This is a genomic window from Candidatus Nitrotoga arctica (genome assembly GCF_918378365.1).
In the GTDB taxonomy this organism is placed as follows: domain Bacteria; phylum Pseudomonadota; class Gammaproteobacteria; order Burkholderiales; family Gallionellaceae; genus Nitrotoga; species Nitrotoga arctica.
The window spans coordinates 2537175-2550787 of sequence record NZ_OU912926.1; the positions used below are offsets into that span (position 1 = coordinate 2537175).

The following is a 13613-nucleotide window of genomic DNA, read 5'->3' on the forward strand; positions in this document are numbered from 1 at the left end:
AAGGGTTACTCTGTATACAATTTCTTCAACTCTGAGCGAACCTTTTGGGGTGGCCTTAAATCGATCTTCACCTTTTCTCCAGGACGAACTTTGCGTATACCTTCGAGCAGAATCCTGTCAGTGTCATTCAGGCCATCTTTAACAATAAATAGCTGTGGCAATTCGGCCTCTATATGGATCAGCCTTTGCTCCACTTTTTCTTCTTTATTGATGACGTAGACATAGGTTTTATCCATGATTTCGAACGTCGCTTTTTGGGGGATGAGCATGGCGTTTGGGTAAGGCTTGGCCATTAGAATTGTTCCTGTCTCACCATGCCTGAGAATTTTGTCCGGGTTAGCGAACAAGGCACGGAATTGGATATTACCGGAGGTATTATTAAAATCACCTACAATTGCTTCAATAACACCCTTTTGATTGAAAATCTCGCCATCTGCCATTCTTAGCTGTACTTCTTCACCGATTTTGTCTTTTTTTTGCGTCTTAAAGTTTAGGTATTGGGCTTCTGGGACATTGAAATAGACCCATAATTGACTGACGTCAGACAGTGTCGTCAACACCGCACCTTCATCGAGAAGGCTGCCGACCCTAACAACTAAATGATCCATAATCCCTTCAAAAGGTGCTTTGATATCGGTGAAACCTAAACGGGTTTCCGCCATTTTCACTTCCGCCTTGGCCTTATCTAATTTTGCTTTTGCCAAAGCCAATTCATTGGTCGATACGATATTCTTATCAGCCAAGCCTTTGGTATTAAGGTATTCGATGTTCATATTCTGCGCTTCGGCTTGCGCTTTAAGAAGTTCTGCCTGATAGATATTGGGCATGATCTTGAACATAGGCTGTCCCTTTTTTATCAATTGCCCTTCATCCACAAAAATATCCTGTAAGTAGCCCTTTTCCAAAGAGCGTACATCAATATGCCTAATGGCCTGAATCTGACAGACATAGTCTTTCATGACGAAAGTGTCTTCACGAAACGGTGTAGTCGCCCCATATTTTGGCATTTCTTCATGTGTCTCGGTTTCTGCCTTAAGATGACATCCACTCAATAATAGGGTGGCGATTAAGCCTAGAACTACGGATGATTTAGTGATCATTTTTATGGCCTTTACATTGCAAGGGAGCAAAGTATTGTGTTAAGGGACTAAAATTTTTTAACGTGCGTTCTATCATTAAAAATATTTAGTAAATTATTTTAAATATTAAAATGACATGGTTAATGTATGTTTAGGTAAAAATCTTGTCAAACGGAAGCTTGATATATGGCGAAGCATCAATTTTTGATTATTTTTATTCGCACCGGATACTAATAAATATGGTAATAATTCAATTTATTCATAGCACTAAGATAGGGAAGAACGAATGTACTATGCTAAAAGTCGATATGCAGAATTATTTTGCCAACATCAAATTGGCAGGTAAACCAACATTTTTGTCAGTTTTGCCGAAGTCTTATTTTTTTATATTACCTTCCCAATTACTGAGCTGGCGATACGGAGCGTCGTAAGGTAGTGTCTTGTCCAAACAATATTCACGATGAATCCCGAGATTGCATTGGAACGGATACGCTGAGACATCTCAGCGGGTAGCCGTGGGCGCGGTGTTGGCAGCAGCTAATTAAGGTAATCAAACTGTCTTTCAGGGGCTTCACTGAAATGGTCATCTGCTACCGGTCGGCATTCCCTCGGTTACCCCCGGTAGGACACCGCGGACTGCACCAATTCCGAGCCAAACAACGCCACTGGATAAACCGATGTGCTCGTCACCATGGTGCACAGGCGAATCAATCGGGATTCAGGACTTGAAGCAGAACTTTGGACTAAGCCCTATGAAGGAATGAGCTAGCGAGGGTTTCATCATCACGCCACTCAGAGCATCGCTCCTTACGGGACGAACGAGCCTGATGATCCGTATTTTGAAATCACCCAAGATGGCTGGCATCTTTTCCGAGGTCGAAAAATGGGGATTGATCTCCATCGAGAATATTTTTGGGTTTGCGTGAATGATCATTGAAAACCCTCCCCTTTGCGGGAACAGGTGCAAGGCGCATTTTCCCGATATCACAAACCTTGTCGGGACTTTAATGTTAAATTTACTTACCGATTACACGAAGACCCAATTGATTCTACCTATCAAGCCAAATTATTGATGCATTTACATTGGAGAACGCTAATGATTAATTCAAATTTATCGAACAATCCACCCCACTCCGAACAGTGGCCAAGCTTAGCCTTTCAAGCATGGAAAGATACCTACGCGACGCTACACCTGTGGACACAGATTGTCGGCAAAATCCGGCTCGTTCAGACGCCGTGGGTCAATCACTCCTGGCACGTAACCCTCTATGTAACGACGCGCGGTCTGACCACATCGCCCATCACCTACGGTACGCGCACATTCCAGATTGATTTTGACTTCATCGACCACCGGCTCGTGATCCAAACGAGTGAGGGGGCTGTTAAAACGCTGGCACTTCAGCCTCGCTCAGTTGCTGATTTTTACAAAGAACTACTTGCGAATCTGTCCGACCTTGGCATTAACGTCAAAATTCACACAACGCCTAACGAAATAGCCGATGCCATCCCCTTCGAGAAAGATCATATCCACGCATCCTATGACGCAAAGTATGCCAACCAATTCTGGCGCGTTCTGGTGCAAGTAGATCGTGTATTCAAAGAATTCCGTGCTCGTTTCATCGGCAAGTCCAGTCCAGTGCACTTTTTTTGGGGAAGCTTCGATCTTGCCCTCACCCGCTTTTCCGGACGCCCAGCCCCCAGTCACCCTGGCGGCGTACCCAATCTGCCCAATTGGGTCGCACGCGAAGCATACTCGCACGAAGTGAGTAGCTGCGGATTCTGGCCGGGAGGCGGACCGGTACCCTATCCGGTCTTCTATGCGTATGCTTACCCCGAGCCGCAGGGATACAATATGGCTCAATTGCGCCCCGATGGGACCACATATCACTCTATATTGCGCGAGTTTGTCTTGCCATATGATGATGTGCGACTCGCAGAGTCACCTGACACGATGCTGCTTGATTTCCTGCAGAGCAGCTACGAGGCAGCCGCCAACCTGAGCGGCTGGGATCGTCCAGCGCTTGAGCGGATTGCGCAATTATAAATTATCGGCTTAATTTTTCCGACAGCTTAATCCATACTGACTTGTTTCTACCCTGACATGCTGGAACGTAATTATGCCGCGCCCGCGCAATGCATTGCACGCCCATTTTTTCATTTTCCATTACCGGTAATTTGAAAATTACCTTAACGGTGCCTGCCATGCACTCTTGCTCAAGCATGCTTGTCGTTACTTTGCAGAATTCTAATATCGCGCTTCAACAGGCGATTCGATCTTCATACCATGATAGTAAGGATTGCGTATGTTGCACCGAGCACAACGCCCATGCCTAATCGTCTTCTTAAATTGACTAATGATTGACGTAATCAGGAAAATGAATGAGGCGTTACGCGAATACATGAAGCAACATGCCAAGCCGGATTGAATCTGTGAAATATAAATCCCCGCTACAAGGATTTATATGAACCAAAAATCTTCTTGGCGTGCCAATAACTGTCCTTACAGCTAAAAAAAGCACCAGTCGCCCAGTGCTTGATTTTTTACTTAAGGGGCTTAGGCCGATTTACGACGACGCGCCAAACCAAAACCAAACAGTCCCGCACTCATCAATAGTAAAGTAGTTGGTTCTGGGACGGTTACAAAATCACAGTCTGTGCAGGGAGGGTTGGTACCTTCACGAACATACAATGATAGGTGTGATAAGTCAGGTATTTTTCCACCATTATTTAGAAAGTTAATTGACCATGTGCCGCCATCATTACCGTCAAATTTTACATCATCCAGTAACCACGCACCAAAACGATCACTTGCTTTCAGCACTACAATAAAATCCAAGAATGTTGGTAGGATGGTAGGAAAATTTGTATCAGTACCAGTTAGTGCCCAGTCGCCGCTTTTACCAGCAGTTGTGGTCAAGCTAAAATTGATGCCCAAAAAAGTGCCAGTGCCAGTGCCGGTAGCGCCGGGCGTATCGTCTTTTGCTAGAAGTTTCCATAGGTCAGTACTCCCGCCCCATAACGACGCTAGCTCGGTATTTATAGTGCCTTTTACATTATCATTGCCCATTATGACGCCGTAACAATCATTGGAAGCAGCACCATTATAGGTCACGTTGCTTTTCTGCATTCCACCAGGATTTGGGTTGCTAACGCTACAAAGTGCTGCAGCTGATGCGCCGCCCGCAAACATCATCAATGCAGTGGTGACAATACCGTATTTTAAAAGTTTATTCATGATTCTTCCTTGAGAAATTTAAAAAAGACATATATTTCTTACTGACAAGCAATATTTGTGCCACAATTTAATCTATTCCTTAACATGATGTATCTACAGTGTGTATCTGTTTATACTATGACTTTGGTGCAATCTTTTTGTCTGGACTGTAAAGTATTTCGACAAACAAAAAGCCGAACGCCGAGCCCGCAGAAATTGGTGGTTGGAGAGATCGCCAAAATCAATGAACGATAAGGCGCATCAAGAAACCATTACCGCAGAAAAACGTACTCCGACGCGGAAGCTTATTTAAAAATGATGATTGCAAGGGGTTTAAGTACGGGGTGTATGCAGGGACTGCATGGAAACGAGAGTTCACGACCAATTCATCATCTGTATTAATGGCTTTCAAGTAGTCCTTAAAGCCCAGATACCGAAAGCCTTCGAATAACGTATTATTTTTTATACTTCTTCATCCATTCACTGGCCCGTCGCTGGGCTTCGGCAATTTCTGCTGGCGTCATGAACGATTCCACAATTCCCAGCCCGCTTCCTATATCTTCATCATCGCCCATGCCTGCGATGTTATTAACCCATTCACCAGCAACTTTAAACCATTTACCCCCTGCACCAGCAATATTGAACCACTTATGCGCTTCAATGTAGTCCCGGGGAACGCCCAAGCCCATGTCGTACATGACTCCCAGATTATTTTGAGCCTCTACATCGCCCTGCTCTGCAGCCTTGTTCCACCAAAACACAGCTTGCTGGGTATCCTGAGGAACGCCTATACCGTTGTCATACATGAATCCCAGTTTAAATTGCGCATGTACGACTCCCTGCTCTGCAGCCTTGCCATACCAAGACACAGCCTGGTCGTCATCCTGAACAACGCCGTTGCCCTCTTCATACATAAAGCCCAATTTGTATTGGGCCTGCGCAATCCCCTGCTCTGCAGCCTTGCCATACCAAGACACAGCTTGCGTGTAGTCCTGCGTAACGCCTTGGCCTTTTTCGTACATGAGACCTAGTGTGTATTGCGCCAATGCATCTCCTTTCTCTACCGCCTTGTTATACCAGTGCACAGCCTGCTCGTAATCTTGTGTAACGCCCTGACCTTTGTAATACATAACTCCCAAATTGAATTGAGCCTCCGCAAAACCCTGATCTGCGACCTTATGATACCAATGCATAGCCTGTTGGTAGTCCTTTTTAATCCCTTGACCATCGGCATACATACCTGCCAGATAAAATTGCGCTTCCACATGTCCATGCTCCGCAGCTTTTTTTAATGATTCAGCAGCTTTTATATAGTCCTTGCGGTCAACAAACTTCATCCCATCCTCAAAGTTTTTTGCAACATCTTGAGGTGTCAGTACTGCCATGAAATCGTCCTTCCCATTGATAACCACATAATTTTTCTCCTTAATTCAATTTAAAGCAAAATGAATAATTACAATATAGTTTAGCGCATCTTTACTTCCCGAAAATTATTCCATTATATTAAACGATTGCGCTAATTGCAGAGTATTACGAGCATTGACGTAATAAAGGAGCAAATGCAACAAACGATAGAGCCACTTAACCACCAGCCCCTCACATTTGCTGGATGTTAGGTCGCAGCATGAAGTAATATTCTGGTTAAATAATACCCCAGGCCAACACATTAATCATTACACTTAGAACTTTAATCCATTAATTATACAGTAACATCAATATGATAGCTCCAAGTATTGCGGTCAATGAAAGAACGCGGATCGACACCTTGCGGTCATTCAATATTTTGGATACTTCTCCGGAAGAACGTTTTGATCGCATTACTCGCTTAGCCAAACATCTCTTCAACGTGCCCATTGCTCTAGTCAGTTTAGTGGACACGGACCGTCAGTGGTTTAAATCATGCATGGGCCTTTCTGTTAGTGAAACGCCTCGCAACATTTCCTTTAGCGGACATGCAATTCTGGGCGATGACATCTTCATAGTGCCCGACACGCTTCTCGACAAACGTTTTTACAACAATCCACTTGTTACTAGTGGCCCAAGCATTCGTTTTTACGCAGGATGTCCTTTGGCAGTTCCGAATGGAAGCAAACTGGGCACCCTTTGCCTGATCGATAACAGGCCACGCATGTTGAATAACGAGGAGCGCAAACTCCTACAAGAACTTGCCTGCATGGTTGAGCAAGAAATTGCAAAGGTCCAGACGGTAACCAAGGATTCAACCACGCTACCTAACCGCCGAACCTCCGAGACACTGACACAGCGTGCATTGAAAGTTTGTCACCGTATAAAAAAACCTACGCCTTTGCAGTTTAAGGAGAGTTCTATATCTCAAGGTTTGTGTACGTCATGCGCCTATGTAGGTAAAACGAAAAGTATAATCAAAGGTAACGTCAACACCGGGATCATCCTCTGGTTTTTCTTCTTGATTCCGGGCTTAATTTATTCAATTTGGCGTTTTCGTTCTCGGCATGAGGTATGCCCAATCTGTAATCGAGCAACGATTATTCCGGCTGTGTCTCCCAAAGCCCAGCAAATCATTCGTGAAAACCGGGCAGCAAAAACCCCCGTTACGAGCCAGGATTTGAAACAACCATCGAAAGCAGCTATTGAAGTAGAGAAAGCAGTTGGAATAAATATACAAACCAGCAGCACATCTTCCCCCTCCAGCAGCCAACATATTGATATTAGACAGACTGTCAAGAATATTGATGCGCTACCCGCCATGCCGGTCATTGCACAAAAACTACTGGCGCTACAGATCAATAGCGACGAAAACGAACGGGAAATGTTAATGCTGATCGAGCAAGACTCGCAGATCTCAGCAAAAATTATCGGACTATCCAATTCAGCAAAGCTTGGCTCCACACGAAAGTCAACGTCAGTAAAAGAGGCTGCGATCTTACTAGGCATGAGCCGTGTCAAATCGATTGCAACTGGCATCGCCATCATGTCCTTTTCGACCAAAGTATCCACGGGTAAATTTAAGGCACAGGATCTTTGGTTGCATAGCTTTGGCATTGCGTTTGCCATGCTCGGCATCGCCCGTGCCATGCCCGCAAAGATCCGCCCTAACGATGATCAAGTTTTTTTGGCTGGCATACTGCACGACATAGGCTATCTTGCGCTCGCTTTCCTGGATCCAAAACGGAGCGATGATCTGCATGCCCTCTTGTCAGCAGAATCTGATCGTCCTGTGCTAAGTATAGAACGGGAAATGCTGGAAATATGCCACGACGAATTAGGTGCAGAGCTAGCGCGCCACTGGAATTTGCCGGATGAAATTATTGCCGTGCTGCGCTACCACCATACACCAGATGTAGTCGAAGCGGCAGCGGGACAACCAATGGTGCACATGATCAGCTTGGCAGAAAAATTGCTGGCTTCCTTTGGCATTAATGAGCACGTCGATGCCAACATCAGCGACGAGGATTGGGAAGTTTTGGGCATCGATCCAAGTAAGGCTGAGGAAATTGGGGTTGAGGTAGCGGAACAAGCGGAACAGGCTGCGGCAGCATATTGATTGTCAAACAGCGCCCAATACATTCCACTCACCAGTCCCCTTATTATGCATACAGCGAATGGGGCGATACGCCGACATGCATATTAGCGCTGCTAATTATCGACGCTATTGAATACAACTGGGCATTTCGTGCCATACTTCAAATACCCAATTCAGCAACCTGTACATCAGCTGGCTGATCAAACGCTGGAAATGTAACAGATACGATGTAATTTCAATTTAGAACAAGAACTTGAGCAAGCAGTATCTTTACCAAGTACTCAATGTGGATATTACCAAACACTATCCTTCAGTTTCTCAATTTCTCTTCGATCGCGTTTGGTTGGCCTTCCTCTGAGAAAAGTGGGCATCGGCTGTGCTTTTAACTCATCCGATAGTTCTTTCCTGCGCCGGAGACTTTCTTCCGTCTCTCTGTAAAGCATCTGTGCTTGGGGAGCTGGCCCTCGTTTACTGGAAAGAGCTAATACCTCTACCAGGAATTGATATGGCCCAATACGGATAGAAAGCATATCGCCTACTGCTACCGATTTTGCAGGCTTGACACGCACGCCGTTGCATAAAACCTTGCCGCACTCTAAAGCGTCTACAGATAAAGATCGTGTTTTGAAGAAACGTGCAGCGCATAGCCATCTGTCTATGCGAAATTTGACGTCATCATTTTTTTCGTCAAGGGTATTCATAAATTATAAGTTGTGAAGTATAGAAAGCCAGGACAGTGTTTCCGCCCTTTGGATTTTTTGGCTGCGATTTTAGCCAACCTTTCATTAATATAATAAATTGATTATGTAGTATTTTTATACTCACCTCAAAATCTCATGACCCCCAAACTGAAAGAAATAGTTACTTAATAAAAACTATAACATAGCACAATAACCCGGCACAACAATTCACCAAGGCCCAATTTTTTGAACAGAAAAAATTGACAATTTCCCCATTCTCCCTACAATTCGCTCCTCAGATTTATCTTTTGGGTTGTTAGCTCAGTTGGTAGAGCATCGGACTCTTAATCCGTTGGTCGTGTGTTCGAGTCACACACAACCCACCAAATTTTAAGAAAAGTATCAACAAATTACAGCGATATTTTTACTGTCAAGTAGCAAGCTCTGCTCCGCAAAAAATATGGGCGACATGACGATCTTTATTTGCAAACATTAAAAATATAAATGTAACGGGGAGCAATAAGTATTTTCTGTTTCACTGCAATCATAAAAGCTGTCCAACCTGAGGTTCTCGAAAATGCCGTATTTCAAGGGAACAAACGACCCACAACAATCTTTCCGATGATCGCCCCACATGCCGAACTAAGCGGCCCGCGACTCTCAATCTGCCTCGCCTTGAGGTACGCTACCGACTCCAGGCTGATCAATCCGGTTATTTGCGGCTTGAATGTTTCCTGACCTGCGCCAGCTCACGGCCAAAATCTTTAACCTGCACCGGATTGACGATGGAAACCATCACGCCAGCATCCACGAGCGCCATGACAGCTTGTTCGTGATAGATGCCGGTGGCTTCCATGACGATATGCAATTCTTCTGGGGAAACGTTTTGTTTGGCAACCCAAGTCAGCAAATCAACAATGTCTTACTGGATGTTATTCACTACTTTCGTCTTGCGCTTGCGCTGCCTCAGCCATGCTCGATTATCTGTTCCCGCTGGAGTCGCCCGGGCGTTATCAGGTATTGGGCCGGGCCGCTTACCTAGCCTATACAACTGACTCACGACAGGGGTAGAAGGGGCTAAGATGCTGCGTGCCCCACCTATCAAGCCTTGTAGACGGGTTCGAACCGGGGCATACTGCATAAATTAATTTATTTCAGATAGAAGAAATTCTGATAGAGAATCATAAAGGACAAGCAACTGGAAAACATATGCAATGATCAACGATCCATTGCTCATCAAATCAGGCCCTAGAAACCCAAGAGATCGTTGCTATAAATGTGCAGATGAGCAAAAGTATGGATTGGCCATCACTGGATAAGATAAAGAGGGCAAATTATGAAACTCATAACATTAATCGCCTTGATCAGCCTCACCGGTTGCGCTGCTAAATCTGACCATAACCCGCTTCAATTGAGCGAGCAAGAAAAAAAGGATCGGTCTACTTGTATGGACAAAGTAGCAAAAGAAATGTCCAAGAATCCAACTGGATATGGCATGGAGAGCAGCGCTATGAACGGGTTCAATATTTCTCTGCGTGAAGGTGAGCTGATAAACCTTTGCATGAAAGCAAAGGGGGCTTATTAAGCCTGAATGAAATCTAAAAAGTATGCGGGGTAGCGGTTAACTCTCCTTCTCATGAATAACAAGGTATTTTTTATAAAAATCGACTAAAATTTTATGAATTTATTTGACTCTGACGAAGTAAAAAAACGTGTAGATAAAGTTTGGGAGCGGGTCTTTTTAAATTGTAATTCCGTATTAAGACAATCAAAAATTTACGGTTTTTATTGCTGCCAAGAAGTACCTCATCCCAATATGCATGCGCTGATAGTTCATTTGAACATTTTTTCTGCTGTAATGAATATTTTGGTAACGCAAGGAATGGAGACTGGCGTGGATTACGACCAAACGAGGTTAATTTTAAATGCCAAAGAGCAATTAACAAAAATGGAACGTGTGGCCGCCGCAATAACTGCAAATAATAAAAAAGACTATCAAATGGCAATCCAAGATATGGAAAAGAAAACCTCATTGAAGCTTGCACCGTTATTAATTACAGACAAATTGCTACTGCTTGAATCAAAAAAACGGTCCGCTATTGATAGATCAGATTAAATATTAAGCCGGGTGACCCGTGCTTTACTCAGTAAATAGCAGGGACGACCCTGCCTTTTAAATCATAAATTGAGGACGACCTTATTTTTTCGGGAGGAATTATGGCTTGGGTCATTCTCACCATCGCTGGACTTTTTGAAGTAGGATGGGCTATCGGTCTCAAATATACAAATGGCTTTACCAAGCTATGGCCGACCGTAGGAACGGTAGCGGCCATGCTCATCAGCTTGACACTTCTTGGTATTGCCATGAAAGATTTGCCAGTTGGAACAGCCTACGCGGTCTGGACCGGGGTTGGAGCTGTCGGAACCGTCTTCTTGGGGATTTTTTTGTTCGGCGACTCTGCCGCAGTAGGCCGGTTGATTTGCGTTGGACTGATTCTTGCTGGGATCATCGGTTTAAAAATTCTTTCCCCTTCCTAAGTTCGAATTAGTGGATAAACGATGCACAGGGGGCGATATTCTCAAAATTACACCACGGATTGGAATGAACTAATGGTTGTTGGGAAAATATAAAACTAAAAAAAACCGCTCTAATCCTGGGGGGAGGGAGCGGCGAAGGGAGGTTTAAATTGATTTCTAGATTAACTTTAGCCTCTTAACATTACATGACTATGACAATCAATATTTTTTAGATACTGAAATCCAATTAAAATTGAGAATGAGGTCATTCTAATTGTTAGATTTACCTTGGTATGCAAGGCAGCTGACATATAGGGGATTGTATTTATATCGGGCGTGGCTGCCTGAACAAGGGTATATCGCATAGGGGATTCATGGTATCGCCAATTCCTGGCAATAAATAAATCCGCTCGCTCTCAACTCAATGGAAGCGAGCGGAAAGGGCTGTTAAACATGAAGTCCTCTATTTCATGGTGTCAGAGGAACCTCAGGTTAAAAATAATCAGAGGGAAATTTTGCACTCCATAGCAAGAAGCAGAAAAATACGCGCATAGAACTGACCGATGCGTATAGCGTATCTATCGAACGCTTCAACAAGCCGCATATTCCTAAAGAAGACTTGATTGCCAATAAGCACAGTGGTTTTCAGCGCTCACGACCGATACAAGCCCCTAACGATAAACTTTTCCTATCTGCCAATTCGAAAACATTTTCTCCGCTGCTTCGCGTTGTTCTGGAGTCAAGGTGATTGAATCACGTAATTTTTTTGCGTTGACATTACCGCCATATTCGACAGCCAGATTGGACCACACATAGGACAGCAGCTCGTCCTTCTGCACCCCACTACCTAGGTAGTACGCCAAAGCGAGGTTGTACTGTGCATCGGTATTTCCGTGAGCAGCCGCTTTCTGCCATAACTCAGCAGCCTTAACGACATCCTTTGGCACACCTTCGCCAAAATAGTACATTGACCCGAGATTTAACTGTGCATCTGGATATCCCTGCATTACTGCCTTCTGCCATAGCTCAAGTGCTTTGGTAACATTCCTCGGCACAACTTCGCCTTTGTTGTATATCACCCCCAGGGCGAACTGTGCATGGGCAAACCCCCGCTCTGCCGCATTCTGCCACCATTCAAAGGCCTTGGCGGGGTCCTTCGGTATACCCTTGCTGTCGCGGTATAGCCAACCAAGGTTTAGCTGCGCATCGGCATTCCCTTGCGCCGATGCCTTCTGCAGCCAATCTACAGCCTTGACATAATCCCTGGGAACACCGTCGCCGTTGACATACAACAGCCCAAGGCCAGCTTGTGCCTTGACATGGCCCTGTACTGCAGCTTTCTCATACCACTCTGCGGCCTTGCGTGTATCCTTGGCCAAGATTTTATTATCCCCACCGGTATCGTACATCCAGGCTAAATCATACTGTGCGTTTGCATCACCAGATTCCGCATACACTCTCAATTGCGCAAGATTCTCTTCTGCCTCCTGATTTACTGATGATTGTGACATTGACTGACCATACGCACTCACCGCAACAGCAAACAACAATGTAAGGAGCACTTTTCCTGTAATGCGCATATAAATATGTACCAATGACATTTTTAGACCTCATTCAAATTCATCATGTCCGCCGACTAGCGAAGTGTTAATGGAAAACGATTATCAAACTAATAACTATTATTTTACGTTGTAAACGTTAACGCACATTATCCACCCGTATCTCCATAGTATTTCACGCCTGACTTAACTTTCGCACAGGGCATAGAGTTAACCGGTGATGTGACTTTCGTGTAGCTCGGATGGAATATGAAGTTGGATAGCTAACCAACGTTGTCATTATTTTACCAATCAATTCCCCTACCGGCTCAATATCTGTCCCGGCTTCCAGTTTGCAGACAATCGTTCTGCTTCGGCGCGTTGGACAGAATTCAAATTAGTTAAGTCGCGTAATTTTTTCGCATTGTCATTACCATGTGCAACAGCCAAATTGTGCCATGCATAAGCCAACACACCATCCTTTGCCACGCCCTTACCATTCTGGTACATCCATCCAAGACTGGTCTGCGCTTGGGCAAGACCCTGCGCTGCCGCTTTTTGATACCATTCCACAGCCTTAGTGGCATCTTTCTTTACGCCTTCGCCTGTGAGGTAAATCGACCCGAGTTCAAACTGGGCCTTGGAGTACCCTTGGGCTGCTGCTTTCTGATACCACTCTGCGGCCTTGATCGGGTCTTTAGCGACGCTAGTCACAGTTTCCCCACTGCCATACATTGCCCCGAGTTCAAACTGAGCCTTGGGGTACCCTTGAGCTGCTGCTTTTTGATACCACTCCACGGCCTTGTCGGCATCTACAGTTACACCGATGCCGTTGGCATATACCCATCCTAGGCGGGTCTGAGCGCTGACATCTCCGGCCTCTGCTTGCTTTTGAACTTGCTCCAAACTATTTGTTACGGTCGATACTTCTTCTGCTAAAACATAGCCATTCAATGTCAAAAGCAAGGTCACAAACTGTACAATTATTCTCATATTGGCCCCATCGTTATTACGTTATAGAAAATGCTGCCGCATGCACTACCTTCCCAACTTGCTTTGAGTAAGTTACTTCAATATAGTTCG

Annotated in this window: 13 protein-coding genes and 1 tRNA gene; 7 read left to right on the forward strand and 7 right to left on the reverse strand. The window is 44.7% G+C overall.

The window, feature by feature from the left end; translation table 11 throughout:
- Positions 1-5 precede the first annotated feature (5 nt).
- Entirely contained in the window at positions 6-1100 is a 1095-nt protein-coding gene (locus MKZ32_RS11600; RefSeq protein WP_239797413.1) for an efflux RND transporter periplasmic adaptor subunit, read from the reverse strand.
- 1075 nt (positions 1101-2175) lie between these two features.
- Between MKZ32_RS11600 and MKZ32_RS11605 the strand changes: the two genes are divergently transcribed.
- Positions 2176-3123: a DUF5996 family protein gene (locus MKZ32_RS11605; protein ID WP_239797414.1), complete on the forward strand. Its 948-nt coding sequence runs from the start codon at positions 2176-2178 to the stop codon at positions 3121-3123.
- A 510-nt stretch (positions 3124-3633) separates the two neighbouring features.
- On the opposite strand, the gene MKZ32_RS11610 is transcribed toward MKZ32_RS11605, so the two are convergent.
- Both MKZ32_RS11610 and MKZ32_RS11615 read right to left on the reverse strand, forming a co-directional pair.
- Positions 3634-4314, reverse strand: a complete 681-nt coding sequence (locus tag MKZ32_RS11610) for a PEP-CTERM sorting domain-containing protein (RefSeq protein WP_239797415.1) — start codon at positions 4312-4314, stop codon at positions 3634-3636.
- 434 nt (positions 4315-4748) lie between these two features.
- The gene (locus tag MKZ32_RS11615) at positions 4749-5678 is read right to left on the reverse strand and encodes a tetratricopeptide repeat protein (protein WP_239797416.1); all 930 of its coding nucleotides are present in this window, start codon (positions 5676-5678) and stop codon (positions 4749-4751) included.
- Positions 5679-6010: 332 nt separating this feature from the next.
- Here MKZ32_RS11615 and MKZ32_RS11620 point away from each other — a divergent pair, with 332 nt between their 5' ends.
- Positions 6011-7816, forward strand: a complete 1806-nt coding sequence (locus tag MKZ32_RS11620) for an HDOD domain-containing protein (protein WP_239797417.1) — start codon at positions 6011-6013, stop codon at positions 7814-7816.
- 272 nt (positions 7817-8088) lie between these two features.
- On the opposite strand, the gene MKZ32_RS11625 is transcribed toward MKZ32_RS11620, so the two are convergent.
- Positions 8089-8496: an RNA-binding S4 domain-containing protein gene (locus tag MKZ32_RS11625; RefSeq protein WP_239797418.1), complete on the reverse strand. Its 408-nt coding sequence runs from the start codon at positions 8494-8496 to the stop codon at positions 8089-8091.
- A 289-nt stretch (positions 8497-8785) separates the two neighbouring features.
- Here MKZ32_RS11625 and MKZ32_RS11630 point away from each other — a divergent pair.
- Positions 8786-8861: transfer RNA gene (locus MKZ32_RS11630), tRNA-Lys, on the forward strand.
- A 326-nt stretch (positions 8862-9187) separates the two neighbouring features.
- Here MKZ32_RS11630 and MKZ32_RS11635 read toward each other — a convergent pair.
- Complete coding sequence (locus tag MKZ32_RS11635) at positions 9188-9385, reverse strand: IS110 family transposase (RefSeq protein ID WP_239797419.1); 198 nt, start codon at positions 9383-9385, stop codon at positions 9188-9190.
- A gap of 426 nt (positions 9386-9811) precedes the next feature.
- Between MKZ32_RS11635 and MKZ32_RS11640 the strand changes: the two genes are divergently transcribed.
- From MKZ32_RS11640 to MKZ32_RS15755, 4 genes are all read left to right on the forward strand, one after another.
- Positions 9812-10060, forward strand: coding sequence for a hypothetical protein (locus tag MKZ32_RS11640; RefSeq protein WP_239797420.1), 249 nt, complete (start codon positions 9812-9814; stop codon positions 10058-10060).
- A gap of 93 nt (positions 10061-10153) precedes the next feature.
- On the forward strand, positions 10154-10591 hold the full coding sequence (locus MKZ32_RS11645; protein WP_239797421.1) for a hypothetical protein: 438 nt from the start codon (positions 10154-10156) through the stop codon (positions 10589-10591).
- Between the two features lie 101 nt (positions 10592-10692).
- Positions 10693-11013: a quaternary ammonium compound efflux SMR transporter SugE gene (sugE, locus tag MKZ32_RS11650; RefSeq protein WP_239797422.1), complete on the forward strand. Its 321-nt coding sequence runs from the start codon at positions 10693-10695 to the stop codon at positions 11011-11013.
- A 21-nt stretch (positions 11014-11034) separates the two neighbouring features.
- On the forward strand, positions 11035-11106 hold the full coding sequence (locus tag MKZ32_RS15755) for a DUF4113 domain-containing protein (RefSeq protein WP_420887767.1): 72 nt from the start codon (positions 11035-11037) through the stop codon (positions 11104-11106).
- 557 nt (positions 11107-11663) lie between these two features.
- Here MKZ32_RS15755 and MKZ32_RS11655 read toward each other — a convergent pair.
- Together MKZ32_RS11655 and MKZ32_RS11660 are read right to left on the reverse strand one after the other, a co-directional pair.
- Positions 11664-12593 (reverse strand): tetratricopeptide repeat protein, encoded by a 930-nt coding sequence (locus MKZ32_RS11655; protein WP_239797423.1) that lies wholly within the window; start codon positions 12591-12593, stop codon positions 11664-11666.
- A gap of 258 nt (positions 12594-12851) precedes the next feature.
- Positions 12852-13523, reverse strand: a complete 672-nt coding sequence (locus MKZ32_RS11660; protein ID WP_239797424.1) for a tetratricopeptide repeat protein — start codon at positions 13521-13523, stop codon at positions 12852-12854.
- Positions 13524-13613: the final 90 nt, after the last annotated feature.

Excerpts from the sequence above, each read along its gene's own strand:
- MKZ32_RS11600 (WP_239797413.1), bottom strand. The coding sequence starts at position 1,100 with ATGATCACTAAATCATCCGTAGTTCTAGGCTTAATCGCCACCCTATTA.
- MKZ32_RS11605 (WP_239797414.1), top strand. The coding sequence starts at position 2,176 with ATGATTAATTCAAATTTATCGAACAATCCACCCCACTCCGAACAGTGG.
- MKZ32_RS11610 (WP_239797415.1), bottom strand. The coding sequence starts at position 4,314 with ATGAATAAACTTTTAAAATACGGTATTGTCACCACTGCATTGATGATG.
- MKZ32_RS11615 (WP_239797416.1), bottom strand. The coding sequence starts at position 5,678 with ATGGCAGTACTGACACCTCAAGATGTTGCAAAAAACTTTGAGGATGGG.
- MKZ32_RS11620 (WP_239797417.1), top strand. The coding sequence starts at position 6,011 with ATGATAGCTCCAAGTATTGCGGTCAATGAAAGAACGCGGATCGACACC.
- MKZ32_RS11625 (WP_239797418.1), bottom strand. The coding sequence starts at position 8,496 with ATGAATACCCTTGACGAAAAAAATGATGACGTCAAATTTCGCATAGAC.
- MKZ32_RS11640 (WP_239797420.1), top strand. The coding sequence starts at position 9,812 with ATGAAACTCATAACATTAATCGCCTTGATCAGCCTCACCGGTTGCGCT.
- MKZ32_RS11645 (WP_239797421.1), top strand. The coding sequence starts at position 10,154 with ATGAATTTATTTGACTCTGACGAAGTAAAAAAACGTGTAGATAAAGTT.
- sugE (WP_239797422.1), top strand. The coding sequence starts at position 10,693 with ATGGCTTGGGTCATTCTCACCATCGCTGGACTTTTTGAAGTAGGATGG.
- MKZ32_RS11655 (WP_239797423.1), bottom strand. The coding sequence starts at position 12,593 with ATGTCATTGGTACATATTTATATGCGCATTACAGGAAAAGTGCTCCTT.
- MKZ32_RS11660 (WP_239797424.1), bottom strand. The coding sequence starts at position 13,523 with ATGAGAATAATTGTACAGTTTGTGACCTTGCTTTTGACATTGAATGGC.